21 protein-coding genes are annotated in these 18,233 nt (G+C 62.6%); 9 read left to right on the top strand and 12 right to left on the bottom strand.

All coding sequences use genetic code 11. The features are described from left to right. Positions 1 to 250 precede the first annotated feature (250 nt). Both metF and AC1DX4_RS19865 read right to left on the bottom strand, forming a co-directional pair. A complete protein-coding gene (metF, locus tag AC1DX4_RS19870; RefSeq protein ID WP_477221906.1) occupies positions 251 to 1,168 on the bottom strand; it encodes a methylenetetrahydrofolate reductase [NAD(P)H] in 918 nt (305 codons plus the stop codon). Then, positions 1,168 to 2,184, bottom strand: coding sequence for an ArsR/SmtB family transcription factor (locus AC1DX4_RS19865; protein ID WP_172227319.1), 1,017 nt, complete (start codon positions 2,182 to 2,184; stop codon positions 1,168 to 1,170). Before AC1DX4_RS19865 ends, metF begins: the two co-directional genes overlap by 1 nt. A gap of 194 nt (positions 2,185 to 2,378) precedes the next feature. Here AC1DX4_RS19865 and tsaA point away from each other — a divergent pair, with 194 nt between their 5' ends. Beyond that, positions 2,379 to 2,903: a tRNA (N6-threonylcarbamoyladenosine(37)-N6)-methyltransferase TrmO gene (tsaA, locus tag AC1DX4_RS19860; RefSeq protein ID WP_477221905.1), complete on the top strand. Its 525-nt coding sequence runs from the start codon at positions 2,379 to 2,381 to the stop codon at positions 2,901 to 2,903. Next, positions 2,900 to 3,214 carry a DUF2293 domain-containing protein gene (locus tag AC1DX4_RS19855; protein WP_477221904.1) on the top strand — a complete coding sequence of 105 codons (315 nt, stop codon included), beginning with the start codon at positions 2,900 to 2,902 and terminating at the stop codon, positions 3,212 to 3,214. The genes tsaA and AC1DX4_RS19855 overlap by 4 nt, the downstream gene beginning before the upstream one ends. 5 nt (positions 3,215 to 3,219) lie before the next feature. Here AC1DX4_RS19855 and AC1DX4_RS19850 read toward each other — a convergent pair whose 3' ends face one another. Continuing rightward, positions 3,220 to 3,729, bottom strand: coding sequence for a hypothetical protein (locus AC1DX4_RS19850; RefSeq protein ID WP_477221903.1), 510 nt, complete (start codon positions 3,727 to 3,729; stop codon positions 3,220 to 3,222). Positions 3,730 to 3,887: 158 nt separating this feature from the next. Here AC1DX4_RS19850 and AC1DX4_RS19845 point away from each other — a divergent pair, with 158 nt between their 5' ends. Both AC1DX4_RS19845 and AC1DX4_RS19840 read left to right on the top strand, forming a co-directional pair. Then, on the top strand, positions 3,888 to 4,850 hold the full coding sequence (locus AC1DX4_RS19845; RefSeq protein WP_477221902.1) for a D-amino acid aminotransferase: 963 nt from the start codon (positions 3,888 to 3,890) through the stop codon (positions 4,848 to 4,850). A 132-nt stretch (positions 4,851 to 4,982) separates the two neighbouring features. Further along, entirely contained in the window at positions 4,983 to 5,822 is an 840-nt protein-coding gene (locus AC1DX4_RS19840; protein ID WP_477221901.1) for an SDR family oxidoreductase, read from the top strand. A 75-nt stretch (positions 5,823 to 5,897) separates the two neighbouring features. Here AC1DX4_RS19840 and AC1DX4_RS19835 read toward each other — a convergent pair whose 3' ends face one another. Both AC1DX4_RS19835 and AC1DX4_RS19830 read right to left on the bottom strand, forming a co-directional pair. Continuing rightward, entirely contained in the window at positions 5,898 to 6,515 is a 618-nt protein-coding gene (locus AC1DX4_RS19835; protein WP_477221900.1) for an MOSC domain-containing protein, read from the bottom strand. Between the two features lie 17 nt (positions 6,516 to 6,532). Next, positions 6,533 to 7,090: a TetR/AcrR family transcriptional regulator gene (locus tag AC1DX4_RS19830; protein ID WP_477221899.1), complete on the bottom strand. Its 558-nt coding sequence runs from the start codon at positions 7,088 to 7,090 to the stop codon at positions 6,533 to 6,535. A 197-nt stretch (positions 7,091 to 7,287) separates the two neighbouring features. On the opposite strand from AC1DX4_RS19830, the gene AC1DX4_RS19825 reads away from it, so the two are divergent. From AC1DX4_RS19825 to AC1DX4_RS19815, 3 genes are all read left to right on the top strand, one after another. Further along, positions 7,288 to 7,704 (top strand): tautomerase family protein, encoded by a 417-nt coding sequence (locus AC1DX4_RS19825; RefSeq protein ID WP_477221898.1) that lies wholly within the window; start codon positions 7,288 to 7,290, stop codon positions 7,702 to 7,704. 19 nt (positions 7,705 to 7,723) lie between these two features. Beyond that, entirely contained in the window at positions 7,724 to 8,122 is a 399-nt protein-coding gene (locus tag AC1DX4_RS19820) for a VOC family protein (RefSeq protein WP_477221897.1), read from the top strand. Positions 8,123 to 8,232: 110 nt separating this feature from the next. Further along, positions 8,233 to 8,799, top strand: a complete 567-nt coding sequence (locus tag AC1DX4_RS19815; protein ID WP_477221896.1) for a methyltransferase family protein — start codon at positions 8,233 to 8,235, stop codon at positions 8,797 to 8,799. 25 nt (positions 8,800 to 8,824) lie between these two features. Here the strand turns inward: AC1DX4_RS19815 and AC1DX4_RS19810 are convergent, their stop codons facing one another. The 5 genes from AC1DX4_RS19810 to ettA all read right to left on the bottom strand — a co-directional run bounded on the left by AC1DX4_RS19810 (position 8,825) and on the right by ettA (position 13,726). Beyond that, positions 8,825 to 9,241, bottom strand: a complete 417-nt coding sequence (locus AC1DX4_RS19810; protein ID WP_477221895.1) for a GFA family protein — start codon at positions 9,239 to 9,241, stop codon at positions 8,825 to 8,827. Positions 9,242 to 9,415: 174 nt separating this feature from the next. Continuing rightward, positions 9,416 to 10,537, bottom strand: a complete 1,122-nt coding sequence (locus AC1DX4_RS19805) for a beta-ketoacyl-ACP synthase III (RefSeq protein ID WP_477221894.1) — start codon at positions 10,535 to 10,537, stop codon at positions 9,416 to 9,418. Between the two features lie 129 nt (positions 10,538 to 10,666). Then, complete coding sequence (locus AC1DX4_RS19800; protein WP_027045940.1) at positions 10,667 to 11,002, bottom strand: hypothetical protein; 336 nt, start codon at positions 11,000 to 11,002, stop codon at positions 10,667 to 10,669. Positions 11,003 to 11,257: 255 nt separating this feature from the next. Continuing rightward, positions 11,258 to 12,028, bottom strand: coding sequence for a trans-aconitate 2-methyltransferase (gene tam, locus AC1DX4_RS19795; protein WP_477221893.1), 771 nt, complete (start codon positions 12,026 to 12,028; stop codon positions 11,258 to 11,260). A gap of 48 nt (positions 12,029 to 12,076) precedes the next feature. Continuing rightward, a complete protein-coding gene (gene ettA / locus AC1DX4_RS19790; protein ID WP_477221892.1) occupies positions 12,077 to 13,726 on the bottom strand; it encodes an energy-dependent translational throttle protein EttA in 1,650 nt (549 codons plus the stop codon). Between the two features lie 255 nt (positions 13,727 to 13,981). On the opposite strand from ettA, the gene AC1DX4_RS19785 reads away from it, so the two are divergent. Then, complete coding sequence (locus AC1DX4_RS19785; protein WP_477222108.1) at positions 13,982 to 15,268, top strand: GGDEF domain-containing protein; 1,287 nt, start codon at positions 13,982 to 13,984, stop codon at positions 15,266 to 15,268. 62 nt (positions 15,269 to 15,330) lie between these two features. Here the strand turns inward: AC1DX4_RS19785 and AC1DX4_RS19780 are convergent, their stop codons facing one another. Continuing rightward, the gene (locus AC1DX4_RS19780; RefSeq protein ID WP_477221891.1) at positions 15,331 to 15,942 is read right to left on the bottom strand and encodes a hypothetical protein; all 612 of its coding nucleotides are present in this window, start codon (positions 15,940 to 15,942) and stop codon (positions 15,331 to 15,333) included. Between the two features lie 82 nt (positions 15,943 to 16,024). Beyond that, positions 16,025 to 17,032, bottom strand: coding sequence for a ribonuclease T2 family protein (locus tag AC1DX4_RS19775; RefSeq protein ID WP_477221890.1), 1,008 nt, complete (start codon positions 17,030 to 17,032; stop codon positions 16,025 to 16,027). 186 nt (positions 17,033 to 17,218) lie between these two features. Between AC1DX4_RS19775 and AC1DX4_RS19770 the strand changes: the two genes are divergently transcribed. Next, on the top strand, positions 17,219 to 18,148 hold the full coding sequence (locus AC1DX4_RS19770; protein ID WP_477221889.1) for an alpha/beta fold hydrolase: 930 nt from the start codon (positions 17,219 to 17,221) through the stop codon (positions 18,146 to 18,148). Positions 18,149 to 18,233 lie beyond the last annotated feature (85 nt).

The raw sequence follows: 18,233 nt of genomic DNA, 5'->3' as shown, positions 1-18,233 counted from the left end.
ACATTTTCCGCTTGCCTGTGGCACAAATGAACCTAGACTCCTAGGCATAGCTCTTTAAGAGGAGGCTATGTCATGGGACTTACGAGGCCGATCAACGCATTGATGATTTGTGCTGCGTTTGCTTTCATCGGCGCCCTCATTATGGGCGTCCTTCCCTGAACCCGCCAAGACGGGGAAGACCAGCACCAAATAGTCTAACCAATTCGAAAGGCCGGGTTTTTACCCGGCCTTTTGCTTGTCTGGCTGAACCTTATGCCGCAGCTGAACCCGCTACTTCGGCCTCGTGTGAGCGGATGCCGATCATGTGGCAGATCGCAAAGACGAGGTCGGCGCGGTTCATCGTGTAGAAGTGGAAATCGCCCACTCCGCGCTCGACCAGGTCGAGCACCTGTTCGGCGGCGACGGCCGATGCCACCAGCGCATGCGTCTGCGGGTCGTTCTGCAGGCCGTCGAAGCGCTCGGCCAGCCATGCTGGCACCAGCGCGCCGCAGCGTGCCGAGAAATTGGCGACCTGGGTGAAATTGTGCACCGGCAGGATGCCGGGAACGATCGGGATGTAGATGCCGGCGCGGCGCGCGCGCTCGACATAGCGCTCGTAGAGATCATTGTCGAAGAAGAACTGGGTGATCGCCCGCGTCGCGCCATTGTCGACCTTGCGCTTCAGCATGTCGATGTCGGTGGCAAAGTCAGGGCTTTCGGGATGCTTTTCCGGATAGGCCGAAACCGAAATGTCGAAATCGCCGGCATCCCTGAGCGCGCCAACCAGCTCGGCGCCATTGGCATAGCCGTCCGGATGCGGCCGGTAGGCGGTGCCGACGCCCGCGGCCGGATCGCCGCGCAGGGCGACGAACCGCTTCACGCCCATATCGACGAATTCCTGGATCACCGCATCGACCTGATGGCGGGCAGCATCGACGCAGGTCATGTGCGCGGCCGGCGTCAGGCTGGTCTCCTTCAGGATGCGGCTGATGGTACGCGCCGTGCGCTCACGCGTCGAACCGCCGGCGCCATAGGTGACCGAGACGAATTTCGGCTTCAGCGGCTCCAGCCGCGTGACCGTGTCCCAGAGCCGCGCCTCCATCTCGTCGGTCTTGGGCGGGAAGAATTCGAAGGAAACCTTGACCTTGTCGCCAATGTCGGGGCGGCGGGAAAAGCGGAACTGGTTCATCAGGCGATTTCCCCTATCGAGTTCACTTTGGTCTGCTCATTGGCTGGATCGGCGATCAGCAGGCGCCGGTCGCGGCCAAGCCAGAGTTTTACCGTCAGCCTTGCCTCGTTGCCGCCACGCGGCTCGAATTCCTGGGCATCCTCGAGATCGAGGCCGGCCTCGGCAAACCATTCGCCGATCTGCCGGTCGGAAAAGCCGAGGCGCATATGGGCATGCTCGTCGCGCAGGAATTCCAGCGTGTGTGGCGCAAAGTCGACGATGACCAGCCGGCCCGCCGGGCGCAAAAGCCGCGCCGCCTCGTGGATGGCGCGGGCCGGATCATCGAGATAGTGCAGCACCTGGTGGATGGTGACGAGATCGAAGGCATCGCGCTCGACCGGCGGCGAAAAGATGTCGCCCTGCCGGACCTGCGCATTGGAAACGCCGGCCTTGTCGAGATTGGCGCGCGCCACGGTCAGCATTTCGCGCGACATGTCGATGCCAACGCCGCGCCGGTAGAGCGGCGAGAAGATTTCCAACAGCCGGCCCGTCCCGGTGCCGAGATCGAGCATTGACTGGAACGGTCGCTTGCCGACCAGCTTCAGCATCGCGGCCTCGACGGCACGGTCCGGCACGTGCAGCGAGCGGATATGGTCCCAGCTTGCCGCATTCACGGAAAAGTACTCCGTCGCCCGGTCCTGACGCTTGCGCTTGACCGAGGCGAGCCGCTCGAGATCGCGCTCGACCTGTGGATCGGCGCCGCGAATGCTGGAAACCAGCCCCATGACGAAGTCACGCGCGGAATCGGTATCCGACAGCCGGAAAAACGCCCATGACCCTTCCTGGTAACGGCCGATCAGCCCGGCCTCGAGCAGCAGCTTCAGGTGGCGCGAGACGCGCGGCTGCGACTGGCCGAGAATTTCGGTAAGATCGGAAACGGTGAGGTCGCCGCGCGACAACAGTGCCAATATGCGCAAGCGGCTGGATTCGGCCGCCGCCTTTAACGTATCCACCATGGTGTCGAGCGAGACATGCATCTACGTATTCTCTTTTCAGCGTATTCACTTTGAAAAAGATATAAACATATGTTTATGTCGATTTTAAAAACCTTGCAAGCGCTATGTCGCTTCCGGACAAGAAAATGCCGCATGCGTGATTTTCCGGTGCGTGCCACCCAAAAATGTGGTGCGGTTCCGGGACAATGACAGGCGCCAGCACAGAGATGGGCAGAATGAGCGGGCCACGCGAAATGTTCGAGGCACGCGAAGGCGAGCAGAGGCTGCAACAGGATCCGGCAACGATGACGGCGGATGCTGGCGTCGTCTTCATCGGCCGCATCGCCTCGCCATGGGTGACGCGGGAGAGCTGCCCAAAGAATATGCGCACGGCCCGCGAGACCGGGCAGCTGGCGGTGCTGACCATCGACGCGCCCTATCGGGATGGCCTGCGCGGACTGGAGTGCGCCAGCCATGTCATCATCTTGTCCTGGCTGCATCACGCGCCGCGGAATCTGATTGTGCAAAAACCCCGCCATGCGGCTGACGCGAAAGGTGTATTCGGCTTGCGATCCCCTGCCCGGCCGAACCCGGTCGGCCTGCATGTGGCAAGGCTCGTCGGACTGGACATCGCCACCGGACGTATCGATCTCGACGCCATCGACGTGCTCGACGGCACGCCGGTCATCGACATCAAGCCTTACTTTGCCTCGACCGATGCCATTGCCGAGGCGACCATTGAAGGACGTGACGAGCGATGACAGCGCCGACCGGCCGCCGCCGCGCCATCGCCAAGGCGCTGACAGCCCTTCTGCCGCTGGCGCCCTATGCCGACATGGAAAAGATCCGCACCGACGCCGGCGCGGTGCATATGAAGACATTGCCGCCTGGCATCGCGGTGTGGCTGGCGACGATCGCCCATATCCGCCACATGCATACCGACTACGAAAAGCTGCTGGCCGAAGGCTACGACCGCGACTCGGCGCGTTTCTTCGTCATCGAGCAGACCAACATGGTGCTCACCCGCTGGCGCGCGACACGCCTGCTCGACGCCGACGACGAGGAGGAATGAGGCAGCTATTGCCGGGTCAGTACAGCGATCGCGTTATAGGGCTGACCGTCGGCCTGGCCGACCCAGGTCCAGGACAGGTTTCCCTTGAAAAACCGGACGGTGATGTCGCCGCCATCGATGCACTTGTCCTGGCCGTAGGTGATGCGCTCATGGAATTCCGCCGACGTCTCATCCCTCGACGTCTGCGACAGCGACCCGCCGCAGCCGAGTGACGGATAGTCGATCGACGCGGCGTCATCCCTGATCGTCATGGCGATCGACCAGTCGGCGCCGGCGTCACCCGCCGGGCTCTGGTGGCCACTGCCGACCCAGGTGCCGGTAAACGTCTGCGCCGGCACGTTCACCGCGCAAGGCAGGTTCTGGAAGATCAGCGTCAATTCGCTGCCGGTCTTCTCGCAGCGATAGGTCTGGCCATTTTGGCAGAGTTCGTCGCCTTCTTTCGTGCATTGCGCGCTGGCTTCGCCCGTGGCGGCGAAAATCATCGTGGCCGCCATGACGGCCCAAAACCTGCCCATATCCCCCTCCCATTCTGCCCCATCGGATTATAAGGCAACTCCAATCCAATGTATCAGCTACATCGTCATGGAGGACGAACATCGCCGGACGGCTGGCTCTATGACTTCTGTCCGGCGCCGATAGGCTGATGACCCGCCCTGCGCGCGAGGAGGCCCCGATGGACCAGACGACGGCAACACAGGCTTCAAAGCCGCTGCCAGCGGTGAGCGACCGCCATATCGACCCGCATTCCTATCCCGACGGCATCGCCTTCCTCGACGGCCAGTACCTGCCGATGTCGCAAGCCAAGGTGTCGGTGCTCGATTGGGGATTCCTGCATTCCGACGCCACCTACGACACGGTGCATGTCTGGAACGGCCGCTTCTTCCGCCTCGATCTGCATCTCGATCGCTTCTTCGGCGGGCTGGAAAAGCTGCGCATGACAATCCCGTTCGACAGAGATGGCGTGACCGAAATCCTGCACAATTGCGCAGCACTTTCGGGTCATCGCGCCGCCTATGTCGAAATGCTGTGCACGCGCGGCGCCTCGCCGACCTTCAGCCGCGATCCACGCCAGGCAATCAACCGCTTCATGGCCTTCGCCGTGCCGTTCGGCTCGGTCGCAAATGCCGAGCAGCTGCAGCGCGGCCTGCGTGTCGCCATCAGCGACAGAGTGCGCATCCCGCCGGCCTCGATCGACCCGGCGATCAAGAACTACCATTGGCTCGATCTGGTGCGCGGCCTCTACGACGCCTATGACCGCGGCGCCGAGACCGCGCTCATCCTCGATTTCAACGGCAATGTCGCCGAAGGCCCGGGCTTCAACGTCTTCTGCGTCAAGGAAGGCAAATTGTCGACGCCGGCCATCGGCGTGCTGCCCGGCATCACAAGGCGCACCGTTTTCGATCTCTGTAGCGAGGAAGGTCTTGTCGCCGCCGCACTCGATGTCAGCGTCACCGCGCTCAAGGCAGCTGACGAGGTCTTCATCACCTCGACCGCCGGCGGCATCATGCCGGTGACGCAGATCGATGGCGTGGCGATCGCCGACGGCAAGGTCGGGCCGATCACCAGCCGGCTGATGGCGCTGTACTGGCAAAAGCATGATCACCCGGCGTGGTCGTCTCCGGTGAATTATCCCTGATCAAGGGGCGTCTTGTTCAAAAAGATTTCCCCTCGCCTCTGGAAAATCAGGGGATAGACCGTATATGCCCGAAAGCGGAGAAGCCTCCGCTTTCACTACAAATTGCGCCCGCAGGGGCAAGGATTCCACATCATGACATCAAAGGTTTGGTTCATCACCGGATCGTCGAAGGGCTTTGGCCGCGTCTGGGCCGAGGCCGCATTGGCGCGTGGCGACCGCGTTGCCGCGACCGCCCGTGACGCCGGCACGCTCGCCGATCTCGTCGCGAAATATGGCGACAACATCGCCGCGATAAAGCTCGACGTCACCGACAAGAAAGACGTCGATGCAGCTGTCGCCGAGGCGCACAAGCGCTTTGGCCGGCTCGACGTCGTCATCAACAATGCCGGCTACGGCCATTTCGGCGCCATCGAGGAAGTCAGCGAGCAGGAAGCTCGCGACCAGATCGAAACCAATGTGTTCGGAGCTCTGTGGGTGACCCAGGCAGCCCTACCGATCATGCGGGCGCAACGGTCCGGCCACATCATCCAGATCTCGTCGATCGGCGGCGTCAATGCCTTTGCCTCGCTCGGCCTCTACCATGCCTCGAAATGGGCACTGGAGGCCTTCAGCCAGTCGCTCAGCATCGAGGTCGCTGAGTTCGGCATCCATGTTACGCTGGTCGAGCCGGGTGGTTTCTCCACCGACTGGTCCGGCGCCTCCGCCAAGGTCTCCAAGCCGATCGAGGCCTATGCGCCTGCCCGCGCCAAGATGGCCGAGCGCCGCGCCAACTCGGTCGCCGGCGATCCCGAAGCGACCGGCCCGGCGATGCTGGCCATCGTCGATGCCGCCGAGCCGCCGCTGCGCGTGTTCTTCGGCGATGGCGGCCTGCCGATGATCCGCCAGGAATACGCCAACCGCCTCGCCACCTGGGACAAGTGGGACCACGTTTCGGTCATGGCGCAAGGCGCGAAGAAAAACCGCAAGGACTGACGATTTGCGGTGTCCGCTACGCCGCTCAGTGGGCGGCGTAGCCCCTACCCTTAGGGCACGACGAGAAACGCTCGGCTACGCCTGATAAATCCACTGCTCCGGCACCCGCGCTGAAATCTCTTCGCCGACGCTGATCGTTCCGGGTTTCTCTACCCAGGCGACGAGACCACGCAGCCGTTTGGCCACTTTGGGAAAGAGCAGCGCGCCGGCTTCAATGTCTGCCATCCCTGCATTTTCAGCGATCGATCGCCCGGCGAGGCGGCATGGTCCGTTCTGTGCGTCGACCTTGATGGTCACCCCGCCTTTGAAGAACAGCAGCGTGCCGGAAGGCAGCATGGAGAGGTTTGGAACGCCTTCGATCACCAGATTGGCGCCGATCCACTCCGGCTTGATCTCGGCCAGGCCCATCCGCTCGGCGACAATGGCCAGTTCATCCGCGGCGACGATCGACAGCTGCCGCTCGTTGCGCATTTCGGTGCCGCGCGGATACCAGGGTTCGCGCCCGCCCGAGCGTCGCGTCGGTCCGGCATGGAAATCGCCCGATATGCCGTCGAAGCCGAGCCGCAATTCTTCCACCGGACGCGTCTGGAAATGATCCGCCGGCGCGACATAGAGCGCTGCCGCGCGGGCGGAAAGCTTCTTGGCCGGGATGATGTCGACCGGCTTGGCGGCCTCGGGAAAGAGATCCAGCATGGCGTTCCGTCCTTGAATCATGCCCTCCGTTTTTGCTCTTCGACCGGCAAGGCCGCAAGAGCGGTTTGGGCCAAAAGGCGCAACTCTTCGACCGATGCGCCGTCGCGCGCCTGGATCGACATGCCGTTCATGACGCCGGCCAGGTATTTGGCGAAGCCTTCGACGGAGAGGCCTTCCGGCAGATCGCCCGACGCCCTCCCCTTGGCCAACCGCTCGGCGATCGCCGCCTCGCTTGCCTTGCGATAGGCCTTGAGTTCATCGGCAATGGCTTGCGCCTGCGGCGAGGCTGCCAGCGCACCGCTGACGAAAAGGCATCCACCCGGCTTGCCGGGCCTGGAATAGGCCTCCGCCGCCCCCAGCAGCAGCCGCCGGATCGCCTCCCGCGTCGACACCTGTGCGCTCAGTGCGTCCAGCGCAAAGCCGATCTCCGTCTCGTGGTAGCGTGTCAGCGCCTTGCGAAACAAAGTCTCCTTGTCGGTGAAGGCGTTGTAGATCTGCGGCGGCGTCAACCCCATCGCCTCGCGCAGCATGGCCAGCGACGTCGCCTCATAGCCATGCTCCCAGAACAGATGCATCGCCGCATCCAGTGCCCGGCCGGGGTCGAACGCGCGGGGACGACCACCCCTGGGTTTTTCCAAATTATCCATAATGATCGATACGAAACCTGTTGACTTGCTCTCTTCACATAACGTAACAATTGATACGAAACATGGCAAGCCGGAAGACAATCCTTCCTGCAAGGCCGTGCAGCCCGAGGACAAGGAGAGCCCAAATGCCAATCACCGTGACCGCGCCGGAAGGCGTACTGACAGAGGCCGGAGAACGCGAGATCCTGCCACGCCTCAGCGCCGCCCTGATCGAGGCCTCCGGCGCTACCGGCAATTCTTTCTTTACCGCAATTGTCGGCGGCACCGTCCACGTCCTGCCGCCGCGCCACATCTATGCCGGCGGCGCCAATCGGCCCGTGGTCATGGTCGAGTTGAAATTGCCGAACATCGGCCTTGGCTCGGTGGAAGCCCGCAAGACCTTCATCGGCGCCGCTTACGGGATTGTCGCCGAACTCTGCGTGCCCGGGCACAGGCCAGAAAACACCTGGATCAACATCGTCAACGCGCCCGACGGTGGCTGGGGCATCGGTGACAGGCAATATACCGGAGATGCGCTCGTCGCTGCCGCCACCGCGCACTGACCAGACAGGGAAAGACAGGATGCGCCTCTCCCCTTCGCTGTTCTTCACCACCAATTGCGAGCCGGCATTGGCCTTTTACGAACAGTGCGGCCTTGGCTTGAAAACAATCCTGCTGCGCTGGGGCGACAACGGCATGCCGGTGCGAACCGAAGCCATGCGTGGAAAGATCCTGCATGCACGCTTCGAAGGTCCGGGCGTTCTGTTCCATGCCTCCGACAATGACGATGCGGAGCCGATGAAGGGCTCCGCCCTTTGCCTAGAGTTCGACGAGCTGACCGTCATGCAGGAGCTTTTCGGCCGCATGAGCGCACGCGGCCGCATCACCGTGCCTCTGGCACGGCAAGTTTGGGGAACCAGCTTCGGCATGCTGGTCGATGCGTTCGGCGTGCAGTGGATGTTCAGTTGCTCGAGTGATTGAGCAGGGATCACGATCTTCTTACCGGAACAGCAGTCGGTTCCGGATACCGCCGCATTGCTGCCGCGCTGCACCCGCTTCATGGTGAACAGGACAAGTCGGCGGAGGTTCTCATGCGACCGGTGACGGCAATCACGCTGCTTTGGTTGATCTGGGCGGTGAGCTGGGCCGCCGCCGCTTTGTGGGCCGACCCTGTGCAGAAGCGCGCCGGTTTCAAAGCGGAGGTTCGCTATCGGGCCCTGTGGCTGGTCGGCGCGGGGCTGCTGTTCATTCCCGCGCACGGCTATGAGGGTCGGCTCAGGTTTTGGATGCCTGATCTTGCCGAAGCCTGGATTTGCGTTGCCCTGATAGCCGTCGGCATCGCCTTCGCCTGGTGGGCGCGCCTGCATCTCGGCAGGCTCTGGTCGGGCACGGTCACCGCCAAGGCCGATCACCATGTCGTCGACACCGGCCCTTACGGCCTTGTCCGCCACCCGATCTACACCGGACTGCTGCTCGCCATCCTCGCCACCATGGCGGCCAAGGGCACGGTCTGGGGCATTGCGGGCACCGTGCTGCTCATCATCGGCATCGTGGTCAAGGCAAGGCTCGAGGAGAGCTTCCTGCGTGGCGAACTCGGCGCTGCCTATGACGATTACGCCCGACGGGTGCCGATGCTGGTCCCCTTCACACCGGCATGACCGGCAAGATGCGGCGAACGCCAGCTCAGCTCGATTTCCCCGCGGCGCTGCTTTGCCGAAAATGGTCGACAGCACCGTCGATCTGAACCCAATCATGTTTCGACTGCTCGAAAATCGACCTGATGGGAGGCGGGCATTTCGGGTCCGCCAGCGCACCGACGGCGACGCCGATCATCGAGGGCAGCCTGTCGGCCTTCCAATAGACCGTCGAGCCGCAGTCTGGACAAAAGTAGCTGTGCACCTTCCCGCCGCTTGCCGCATCGCGGGTGAACTCTTTCGAGGTTCCGGAAATGGCGACAGCGTCGGCCGGATAAAACGCGCCAACGCCGAAGGGCGCGCCGGTTCTGCGCTGGCAGTCGAGGCAATGGCAGGCGACAACCAGTCTTGACGGTCCGGGAAGCGTCAGCGTGAGAGCGCCGCAACTGCATCTGGCATCAACCATTGGAAACTCTCTTTTCTGAAACGAGATCGCATTGGTTCAAGCCCCCAAACACAGGCTGTGTTGAGGGTCTGTTCAGGCTGAACGGGAGTGGAAGACGGGCGCGAAACGGCCGGACTGGGCGGATTTCGAAAGTCCGAATGCCCCTGTCAGGCCAGCATCTCGATACCGAGATGCCTAGAGCATTCGGATGAGCGCGCCACCGATCGAATACCCCGCGCCAAAGGCGCAGATCAATCCGAAATCGCCGGGCTTCATGTCGGCATGGTTCTCCGACAGCGCGACGATAGCGCCGGCGCCCGCCGTGTTGCCGAGCCGCTCCAGCACCATCGGCGCGCGGTCGTGATCGACATCGTGGCCGAACGACAGTTTCAGGATCATCGCATTCATGCGCGCATTGGCCTGATGCAGCCAGAACCGCCGGACGGCCTGCGGCGTCAGCCCGTGCTCGGCCAGGAATTCGACGATGAATTTTTGGCCGGCGACGGTGACTTCCTTGAACACCTTGTTGCCGACCTGCTTGATCAGATTGCCTTCGAGGTTGATCATGTAGGGATCGTCCTGGGCGGTGCGGGTGTGGTAGCCGAGATTGGTGCGGATGTTGTTCGACATCTGCGTCCAGAGGCGCGTGTCCAGCACCTCGAAACGCCCTGGCCGTTTGTCGCCCTGGGCAAGCCCCTCCACCACCAGCGAAACCGAGGCGTCGCCGAAGATAAAATGCGTCTGCCGGTCGCGGAAATTGAGGTGGCCGGTGATGATCTCCGGCGTGGTCACCAGAATGCGCTTGTGCGCGCCCGAGCGCACCAGATTGACCGCCAGATGCAGCGCCGCCGCCGCGGAAGAACAGCCAAGCCCCATATCGAAGCCGGCTCCGGTGGTGCCCAACGCCTCCTGCATTTCGATGGCGATCGCCGGATAGGGACGCTGGTGGTGCGAAGCCGAGCAGATGACCAGGTCGATGTCGGATGGTTTCAGCCCGGCATGGTCGAGCGCCTTCCTGGCCGAGGCGATGCCGAACTCCGCTTCCAGCGACAATGCATCGTCGGGTCGCGCTGGAATGCGCGGCGTCATGCGGGTCGGATCGAGAATGCCTTCGCGCTCGATGACATGACGGGATTTCACACCCGAAGCATGGACGATGAAGTCGCTGTCGGACTTCTGCAGCAAGGGCTCGCCGGTGCCCTGGCGCCGCGCGTTCTCGGTGTCGACCCAGCTGTTGAAGCTCTCGACCAGCTCTTCATTCGTGATGACAGCTTCAGGAATTTCAGCGCCGATGCCGCTGATGATGACGCGATGCATGTTTCAGTCTGTCCCATCCGCGGGCGTTGCGACTTCATGTGGGCGCCGAAACGCTTCGGCGCAATACTTTTCTCATCAGGCCGTTTACGCCGGCTTAAACCAAAGCTTCAGGCCGGCTTGAATCCGATCTTACCAGGCGCACAGTTTGGTGTTGGTCTGCGGGTTGTTCCAGCAGGCGCCGTCGTCGCGGCTGCGCACAAACTGTCCCGGCAACGGCACATTGCGGCGGCCGAGATTGACATAGCCATAGGCAAAGCCCGGTCCGTCGATCTCCAGCACATAGGTCGGATAGCCCGGCGCCGAGATGCGGAAGCTGCCGGCATCGTCGATCGCGCGGTAGCTGCATGCGAAATAGCCGTCATCGCTGGTGAAGCAGCGCGCCCGCTTGGCCTCGGCCGAAACCGAGAATGCCAAAAGGGCTGCCGCGCACACGCCGCCCCCATAAAGCAATCTTTTCAAAGTCATCATCCGCCCCCTGCCACTCGGCCATCATGGCCCCACGCGATGAGTTGGCCATGGCGGCGAAACCGGGTCAAGCAGTTGCAAAGGGCCGCGTGCGAAGTGGGTAATTCTTTCCTAGGGTGTGTCGAGATTCAGGTCAGGCCGCGCCGAAAATGGTGGCTTCCGAGAACCGGAGCGGAGCGTACTTTTCGTACGTGAGCACCGGAAGCGCAGGGAGCCGCCATTTGCAGGCCGGCATCACCTGAATATCAACATATCCTAGCCGGCCCGCTTAGCGACAATGAATATGCGCGGGAAACGCAGCAGCACTTTGCCATTCGCAGTCTTCGGATAGGCCTGTTTGATCTTGGCGGTGTAGCTGCCGAGGAACAGCTTGCGCTCGTCGGCGTCCAGCGGATCGAGGAAGGGCTTCAGTCCCGTCGACTTCACCCACTCGACGATCGCCTCGGCGTCGGCAAGCGGATGATTGTAGGCCGTGTGCCAGATATCCAGCCGGTCGGAGAGCGGCGACAGCAGATCATAATAGAACGACACCGGCGGCAACGGCCCACGCGCCGCGCCTGCCATCTTTGCAGCGAAGGGCATTTCTGCCGCCGTGTCGCGCATCACCTGATGCGATGGCTCAAGCAGATTGTCGGGCATCTGGACGGCCAGCGCGCCACCAGGCGTCAGAAAGCCCATCAGCCGCTGAAACACTGCCGGATGGGTGGGCAGCCACTGGAACACCGCATTGGCGAAGATCACATTGACCGGCTCGGCCGGCTGCCATGTCGAGGCATCGGCGAGGTCGAAGGTGACGTTGGGCAGGCGCGCCCTCGCCTTCTCGATCATGTCGGGAGAGGTGTCGAAGCCGCTCACCGCGGCATCCGGCCAGCGCTCGACGAGAAGCTCGGTCGAATTGCCAGGCCCGCAGCCGATGTCGACGACCCGGCGCGGAAAATCGACCGGCACCTGTGCCACCAGATCATGCGCGGGCCGCGTGCGCTCGTCCTCGAATTTCAGATATTGGGCGGCGGACCAATCAGCCATTTGAGCTCCTCATATCGTCTTGAGAATTCGCCGCCCCGGTTTGTCCCCTTACCGCGTCAACCTCTTGTAGGTCATGCGGTGCGGATTGACGGCTTCGGGCCCGAGCCGGCGGATCTTGTCCTGCTCGTAATCCTCGAAATTGCCCTCGAACCATTCGACATGGCTGTCACCTTCGAAGGCGAGGATGTGCGTCGCCAGGCGATCGAGGAACATGCGATCGTGCGAGATGATGACTGCGCAGCCGCCGAAATTTTCCAGCGCGTCTTCAAGTGCGGCCAGTGTTTCCGTGTCGAGATCGTTGGTCGGTTCGTCGAGCAGCAGCACGTTGCCGCCGGTCTTCAGCATCTTGGCCAGGTGCACGCGGTTGCGCTGACCGCCGGAGAGATTACCGACCTTCTGCTGCTGGTCGCCGCCACGGAAGTTGAACGACGCGCAATAGGCGCGCGTGTTGGCTTCGAACTTGCCGAGCTTGACCACTTCGGCCCCGCCCGAAATTTCTTCCCAGACGGTCTTCGACGGATCGAGCGCGTCGCGGCTCTGGTCGACATAGCCGAGCTTGACCGTCTCGCCGACGCGGACGGTGCCGGCATCGGGCTTTTCCTGGCCGGTGATCATCCGGAACAGCGTCGTCTTGCCGGCGCCGTTCGGGCCGATGACGCCGACAATGCCGCCCGGCGGCAGCTTGAATTCCAGTCCGTCGATCAGCAGCGTGTCGCCAAAGCCCTTCGACAGGCCGTCGACTTCGATCACCACATTGCCGAGCCGCTCACCGTGCGGAATGACGATCTGCGTGTCACTCGGGCGCCGCTTGTCGGCTGCATCGAGCAGGTCCTGGAAGGCCTGGATACGCGCCTTGGACTTGGTCTGGCGGGCCTTCGGGCTTGACTGGATCCATTCGCGCTCGCGGCCGATGGCGCGCTGGCGGGCGTCGTCCTCGCGGCCTTCCTGCTTGAGGCGCTTGGCCTTGGCTTCCAGGTACTTGGTGTAGTTGCCCTCATAGGGAATGCCGCGGCCGCGATCGAGTTCGAGGATCCAGCCGGTGACATTGTCGAGGAAGTAGCGGTCGTGGGTGATGATCATCACGGCGCCGGGATAGGCGCGCAGATGCTTTTCCAGCCACGCCGTGGTTTCGGCATCGAGATGGTTGGTCGGTTCGTCGAGCAGCAGAAGGTCTGGCTGGCGCAGCAGAAGCTGGCAGAGCGCAACGCGGCGGCGTTCGCCGCCCGAAAGCTTGGTGACTTCCGATTCCTTGGGCGGGCAGCCCAGGGCTTCCATCGCCATTTCGACCTGCTGTTCGAGGTCCCAGAGGTTCAGCCGGTCCATCTCGTCCTGGAGCTTGGCCGACTCGTCGGCCGTCTCGTCGGAATAGTTCATCATCAATTCGTTGTAGCGCTCGATGATGGCGGTCTTGGCGGCGACGCCTTCCATGATGTTCTCGAACACCGTCTTGCTCGCGTCGAGCGCGGGCTCCTGCGCCAGATAGCCGACGGTGGCGCCTTCGGCGAGCCACGCCTCGCCGCTCCACTCCTTGTCGATGCCGGCCATGATCTTGAGGATCGTCGACTTGCCGGCGCCGTTGGGGCCGAGAATGCCGATCTTGGCATCGGGGTAGAAGGACAGATGAACGTTCTCGAGCACCTTCTTGGTGCCATAGGCCTTGTTGAGGCCGGCCATGTGATAGATGAACTGGCGTGCCACGCGCGCTTTTCCCTGAAAAATGACTGGATTTGTCGGATTGAATGGAGGTTGGCCGCTATGTAGGCGATGCTGGGCCGAACGGCAATCGCTTTTGCCAGATCAAGCCTTCCACACGGACAAGTGTGTGCCGGCCGCCAAGTTTTCCACCAGTCGCTGACGTGCGGAAATCTCCGGTTAACCCTTCCGCGTCAAAACAGGATCGGGGTGGAATCGCTGGATTATCGCGATTCCTGGAAAGAGATCGGATCGACGGCAGTGCTGAACAGTTTCCTGCTCCTTGCCGAAGCGGTCGTCTATTTCAGCGTGATGGTGACGCTTTTCCGCTTCCGCAAGCGCATTGGCCTCGGCGTCTTCGTCTGCGCGCTCGGCGTCATGCATTTCCTGGAAACCTATCTCGCCAGCGTCTTTTACGTCGCGCTGCCGTTCGGCATGGTCTCGCCGGGCTCGGCGGTGCTGTTTTCGGGCAAGCTGGTGATGCTGCTCCTGCTCTACATCAAGGAGGACGCCGCAACCGTGCGCCAGCCGATCTACGGCCTGCTGCTCGGCAATGCGCTGATGATCGGCCTGGTGCTGCTCTTGCGCCTGCACGCCATCGCAGCGCTGCCCGACGGCAGGCTGCCCGATATCGGTTTCATCGACCAGATGGGCTGGCTGATGGTGTGGGGCACGACGCTGCTGTTCGTCGACGCCATCCTGATCATCCTGCTCTATGAAAGACTTGGGCGCGTCCTGCGCAAAGCGCAGTTCGCGCGCATCCTGATTTGCGTCGCCTGCGTGCTGACCTTCGACCAGGCGGGCTTCTTCACCGCGCTGCATTTCGTCACCGGCGCGCCGATCGCCGTCTTCTTCGGCGGCTGGTTCGCCAAGATGGCGGCGGCGCTGACCTTCAGCGCCATGCTGGTGGTCTACCTCAGATGGTTCGAGGCCCGCGACATTCCGCTACCGCGCGGCCTGACCGACATCTTCGAAACCCTGACCTATCGCGAGCGCTATGAGGCGCTGGTCGAACATGTCGGCCGCGACGGCCTGACCGGCCTGCTGCATCGCGGGCGCTTCGACGCCGACGGTGAGGCCGCCGTCGAGGTCAGCCTGCGCACCGCCAGGCCGCTCAGCCTGTTGATCATCGATGTCGATCATTTCAAGTCGATCAACGACCGTTTCGGCCATGCCGAGGGCGACAAGGTGCTGAAAGCGGTCGCAAGCCTGCTTCGCGAAGTGGCGAGCGCCGAAGACCAGGTGTTCCGAATCGGCGGCGAGGAGTTCGCCATCCTGAGTTCGCGTCCGCATCCGGTCGCCAGGCTGTTTGGCGAAAGCATCCGCTACGCGGTCAAGGCATCGACCGTGACCAGCCGCTTCGAGCTGACCGTCAGCGCCGGTGTTTCAACCGTCGGCGAAACGACGCGCTGCCTTGCCGACCTGTTCGCGCTCGCCGACCAGCGCCTCTACAAGGCGAAGTCAACCGGACGCGACCGCGTCGTCGGCGAGCCAGGCGGCCACGAGCCCGACACCGCCGTCGCCTGGACCAAGTCGGCGCAGATCTAGAGCAATTCCAGGAAAAGTGTGAAGCGGTTTTCCGTCCGGAATTGCGCCAAACAAAGAGACTGCTACGACTTTCTCTGCCGCGCAATGCCTGTAAACGTTGACACCGCCATCAGCGCGATCGCCAGCCATTTCAGCGCCGTGATGATCGGCCCGGCCTGGATGTCATAGGCGATGAACAAAAGAATGCCCGGCACCAGCAGCCCACACATGATCAGCATGATGCGGTTGATCTGCCAGGACACTTTTGACGCCAGCGCCTCATCGCCGCCAGCGGGCACCAGCGCCGCGCGCAAAGTCTTGCCGCCCACCAGCATGGCCGAGAGGCGCATCGAGACCGGCAGGCCAAGTCCGATAATGAGGAACGCGCAGGCGGCGAGCAGCATCGAGAACTTCAGCGCGCTGGTTTCGGCCGGTATCGGAAACAGCAACGTCGCCAGCGGCAGGAAGACGCCGAAAATGCCGAGCGCGGCGATGGCTATGAAGATGGCCGCGTTGACCATCGTGAACAGCTGATAAGTGCCGGCGCCGATCGGCTCGGACAGCGTGCGCATACGCGCCCACTCGGCATCGCTATAGGAAAAACCCGGCCATTCCATCCGGGCATTGTTGATCGAAACCATGCCCTTAGCCCAGAAAGCCAGCCGCGCCAGCGCACTGCCTGTCACATCCCCCATCGCCATCCCCCGTCGAATGATGTCGCCCCACCATAACACCGCGCCGTGGCGCAACGACAGCCCGTTACCGGACCCACTACACTTACTGGAACCCGATCGCGTCAACGGTGCCTGTCGGGCAGCCGGCCTTGTTGGTCGGCACCGAGGCCAGCAGCAGGTCCTTGAGCGAAGAGTTCGGGCCGATCGGGCCGGCAAGGCCGAGCGTCAGTTCGCCGATCAGCCGCCGGCCACTGGAAGGATCGATGACGCAGGAGACGCGCACGCGGTCCCCTGCCCCAGCGCCGAAAGCCTGGTCGAAGGCGCCACGGATCTGGTCCGCCGTCAGCTTGCCGCCAATGGTCTTGGCGAAGAGATCGCGCACCGGCGAGGCGTTGACCTGTCGCATCAGGCCGAGCGCATCGGAAAAATACTCCTGCTGGTTCTTGCCGTAGCAGGTGCCATGCTTGATCCATTCATGCCGTTCCAGCTGGGAGGCCGTGCCCGGCATCACCTGGTCGAGCTCCTTGCGGGTGCCGGCATCGAGATTGACGGACGGAAGATCCTTCCAGTGAGCCGGATTGTCATTGGCCTTGTCGTTGGCCGCCACCTGGCAATAGAAATTGCCGTTCGGCTGCGGCCACAGCCCGTGCAAGGTGAAATTGGTGGCGTCGAATTCGCTCGGGCTCTGCGCCTTGCATTCTGCCTTGTTCGACTTGGTCTCGCAGAAGGCCGGCTGCCAGCTCAGCGCGAAGACATATTCGGGTTTTCCCGAGGCGGCGGGCTTGCCTTGTCCGCCAGGTGCCGCCGGCACCGTCGCGGCACTGCTGCCCGACAGATGGCCGCAAGTGACCTTCACCCAGCGCCGCTCCGGATCGGCGCCCGGCACCATGATCAGATAATGCGTCGGCGCATCCTTGTTGCCGGCAAGCAGCTGGTAGCTCTGTCCGGCATCGGTCGAGACATTGCCGGGGTTCTTGCCGTTCTTGATGGCCTGTGTTGCCGGACAGGCCGCGTCCGCAACGAAGGTGCCGCTCATCTTGACTTCGGCTTGCGCAGCATTGGCCAGCGACATCGCCAGCATGGCCAATCCGAAAACGACACCAATGCGCATGAGCGAATCCTCGGCTGAAGAAAGTGGGCGACAGACTGTCTCTGTCTCCATGTCAGAATTGCGATATTTTGCTGGTCAAACGCAAGAAACATCGTCGCGCAAATGCAGTTGCTGTGGATTGACGCCAAACCAGCGCCGGCGCAAACAAAGCCAACAACGATAAAATGAGGGAGAGAGCAGGCGACCATGCCTTTTAATCAACAACGCATGGTCCGCTCGCCGACCGGTGCCGACCTCAATCTCTTCGTCAGGCAGGCTGACGGCAAGCCACGCGCTGTCGTCCAGATCAACCACGGCTTGGCCGAGCACGCCGCACGCTATGCCCGCTTTGCCGATTTTCTCGGACCTCGCGGCTTCCATGTCTATGTCCACGACCATCGCGGTCATGGCGCGACCAAGGCATCAGATGCGCCGCTAGGCAGATTCGCCGACAGGGATGGCCCGGCCAAGGTGATCGCCGATGTCGACGCCATCCATGATCTCATCGCCCGCGAATGCCCTGATCTGCCGGTCATCCTCTTCGGTCATTCGATGGGCGCGTCGGTGGCGCTGAACTACCTCCTAGGCCACTCGCCACGCGTCCATGCCGCCGCGATCTGGAACGGCAATTTCTCGCAAGGCCTGCTCGGGCAGGTGGCGCTCGGCGTCCTCGCCTGGGAACGGATGCGGTTGGGCTCCGACGTTCCATCACGCCTGCTGCCGAAACTCACCTTCCAGGCCTGGGGCAAGGCAGTGCCCAACCACCGCACGCTGTTCGACTGGCTGTCGCGCGACGAGGCCGAGGTGGCGAAATACATCGCCGACCCGCTGTGCGGCTGGGATGCTTCTATCTCGATGTGGCGCGACGTGGTCTCGATGGCGCTGAACGGCGGCAAGGATGCCGGTTTTGCCGGCATCCGGCGCGACATTCCCGTCGCCATCGTCGGCGGTGAAAAGGACCCTGCCTCGGACTATGGCAAAGGCATCACCCATCTCGCCAGTCGCATGCGCAAGATGGGCTTTTCGAATCTGGTTTCAAAGGTTTACGCCGACACCCGCCACGAAAGCCTGAACGAGGTGAACCGCGACGTCATCATGGACGATTTCGCCGCCTGGGCCGACGGCGTGCTGAAATAACGACCCGTATCCATCGCAAACCGGCCCTTTGGCCCATCGCAAGGGCCGTGACAGCGGCACAAGGTGTTGATAGAGGCTGCGGTTC

It is taken from the genome of Mesorhizobium sp. P3_A8 (genome assembly GCF_056402995.1).
This window is presented reverse-complemented; position numbering and strand designations above follow the sequence as displayed.

Bases quoted from the DNA above. Each gene is read 5' to 3' on its own strand.
- AC1DX4_RS19865 (WP_172227319.1), bottom strand. From the start codon at position 2,184: ATGCATGTCTCGCTCGACACCATGGTGGATACGTTAAAGGCGGCGGCC.
- tam (WP_477221893.1), bottom strand. From the start codon at position 12,028: ATGGCTGATTGGTCCGCCGCCCAATATCTGAAATTCGAGGACGAGCGC.
- metF (WP_477221906.1), bottom strand. From the start codon at position 1,168: ATGAACCAGTTCCGCTTTTCCCGCCGCCCCGACATTGGCGACAAGGTC.
- AC1DX4_RS19835 (WP_477221900.1), bottom strand. From the start codon at position 6,515: ATGCTGGATCTCTTTCCCGAGGCCGCCAAGCCGGTCGACATCATCCCG.
- AC1DX4_RS19800 (WP_027045940.1), bottom strand. From the start codon at position 11,002: ATGACTTTGAAAAGATTGCTTTATGGGGGCGGCGTGTGCGCGGCAGCC.
- AC1DX4_RS19775 (WP_477221890.1), bottom strand. From the start codon at position 17,032: ATGCGCATTGGTGTCGTTTTCGGATTGGCCATGCTGGCGATGTCGCTG.
- AC1DX4_RS19780 (WP_477221891.1), bottom strand. From the start codon at position 15,942: ATGGGGGATGTGACAGGCAGTGCGCTGGCGCGGCTGGCTTTCTGGGCT.
- AC1DX4_RS19850 (WP_477221903.1), bottom strand. From the start codon at position 3,729: ATGGGCAGGTTTTGGGCCGTCATGGCGGCCACGATGATTTTCGCCGCC.
- AC1DX4_RS19840 (WP_477221901.1), top strand. From the start codon at position 4,983: ATGACATCAAAGGTTTGGTTCATCACCGGATCGTCGAAGGGCTTTGGC.
- AC1DX4_RS19820 (WP_477221897.1), top strand. From the start codon at position 7,724: ATGCGCCTCTCCCCTTCGCTGTTCTTCACCACCAATTGCGAGCCGGCA.
- AC1DX4_RS19815 (WP_477221896.1), top strand. From the start codon at position 8,233: ATGCGACCGGTGACGGCAATCACGCTGCTTTGGTTGATCTGGGCGGTG.
- AC1DX4_RS19825 (WP_477221898.1), top strand. From the start codon at position 7,288: ATGCCAATCACCGTGACCGCGCCGGAAGGCGTACTGACAGAGGCCGGA.
- AC1DX4_RS19810 (WP_477221895.1), bottom strand. From the start codon at position 9,241: ATGGTTGATGCCAGATGCAGTTGCGGCGCTCTCACGCTGACGCTTCCC.
- tsaA (WP_477221905.1), top strand. From the start codon at position 2,379: ATGAGCGGGCCACGCGAAATGTTCGAGGCACGCGAAGGCGAGCAGAGG.
- AC1DX4_RS19805 (WP_477221894.1), bottom strand. From the start codon at position 10,537: ATGCATCGCGTCATCATCAGCGGCATCGGCGCTGAAATTCCTGAAGCT.
- AC1DX4_RS19770 (WP_477221889.1), top strand. From the start codon at position 17,219: ATGCCTTTTAATCAACAACGCATGGTCCGCTCGCCGACCGGTGCCGAC.
- AC1DX4_RS19830 (WP_477221899.1), bottom strand. From the start codon at position 7,090: ATGCATCTGTTCTGGGAGCATGGCTATGAGGCGACGTCGCTGGCCATG.
- AC1DX4_RS19855 (WP_477221904.1), top strand. From the start codon at position 2,900: ATGACAGCGCCGACCGGCCGCCGCCGCGCCATCGCCAAGGCGCTGACA.
- AC1DX4_RS19845 (WP_477221902.1), top strand. From the start codon at position 3,888: ATGGACCAGACGACGGCAACACAGGCTTCAAAGCCGCTGCCAGCGGTG.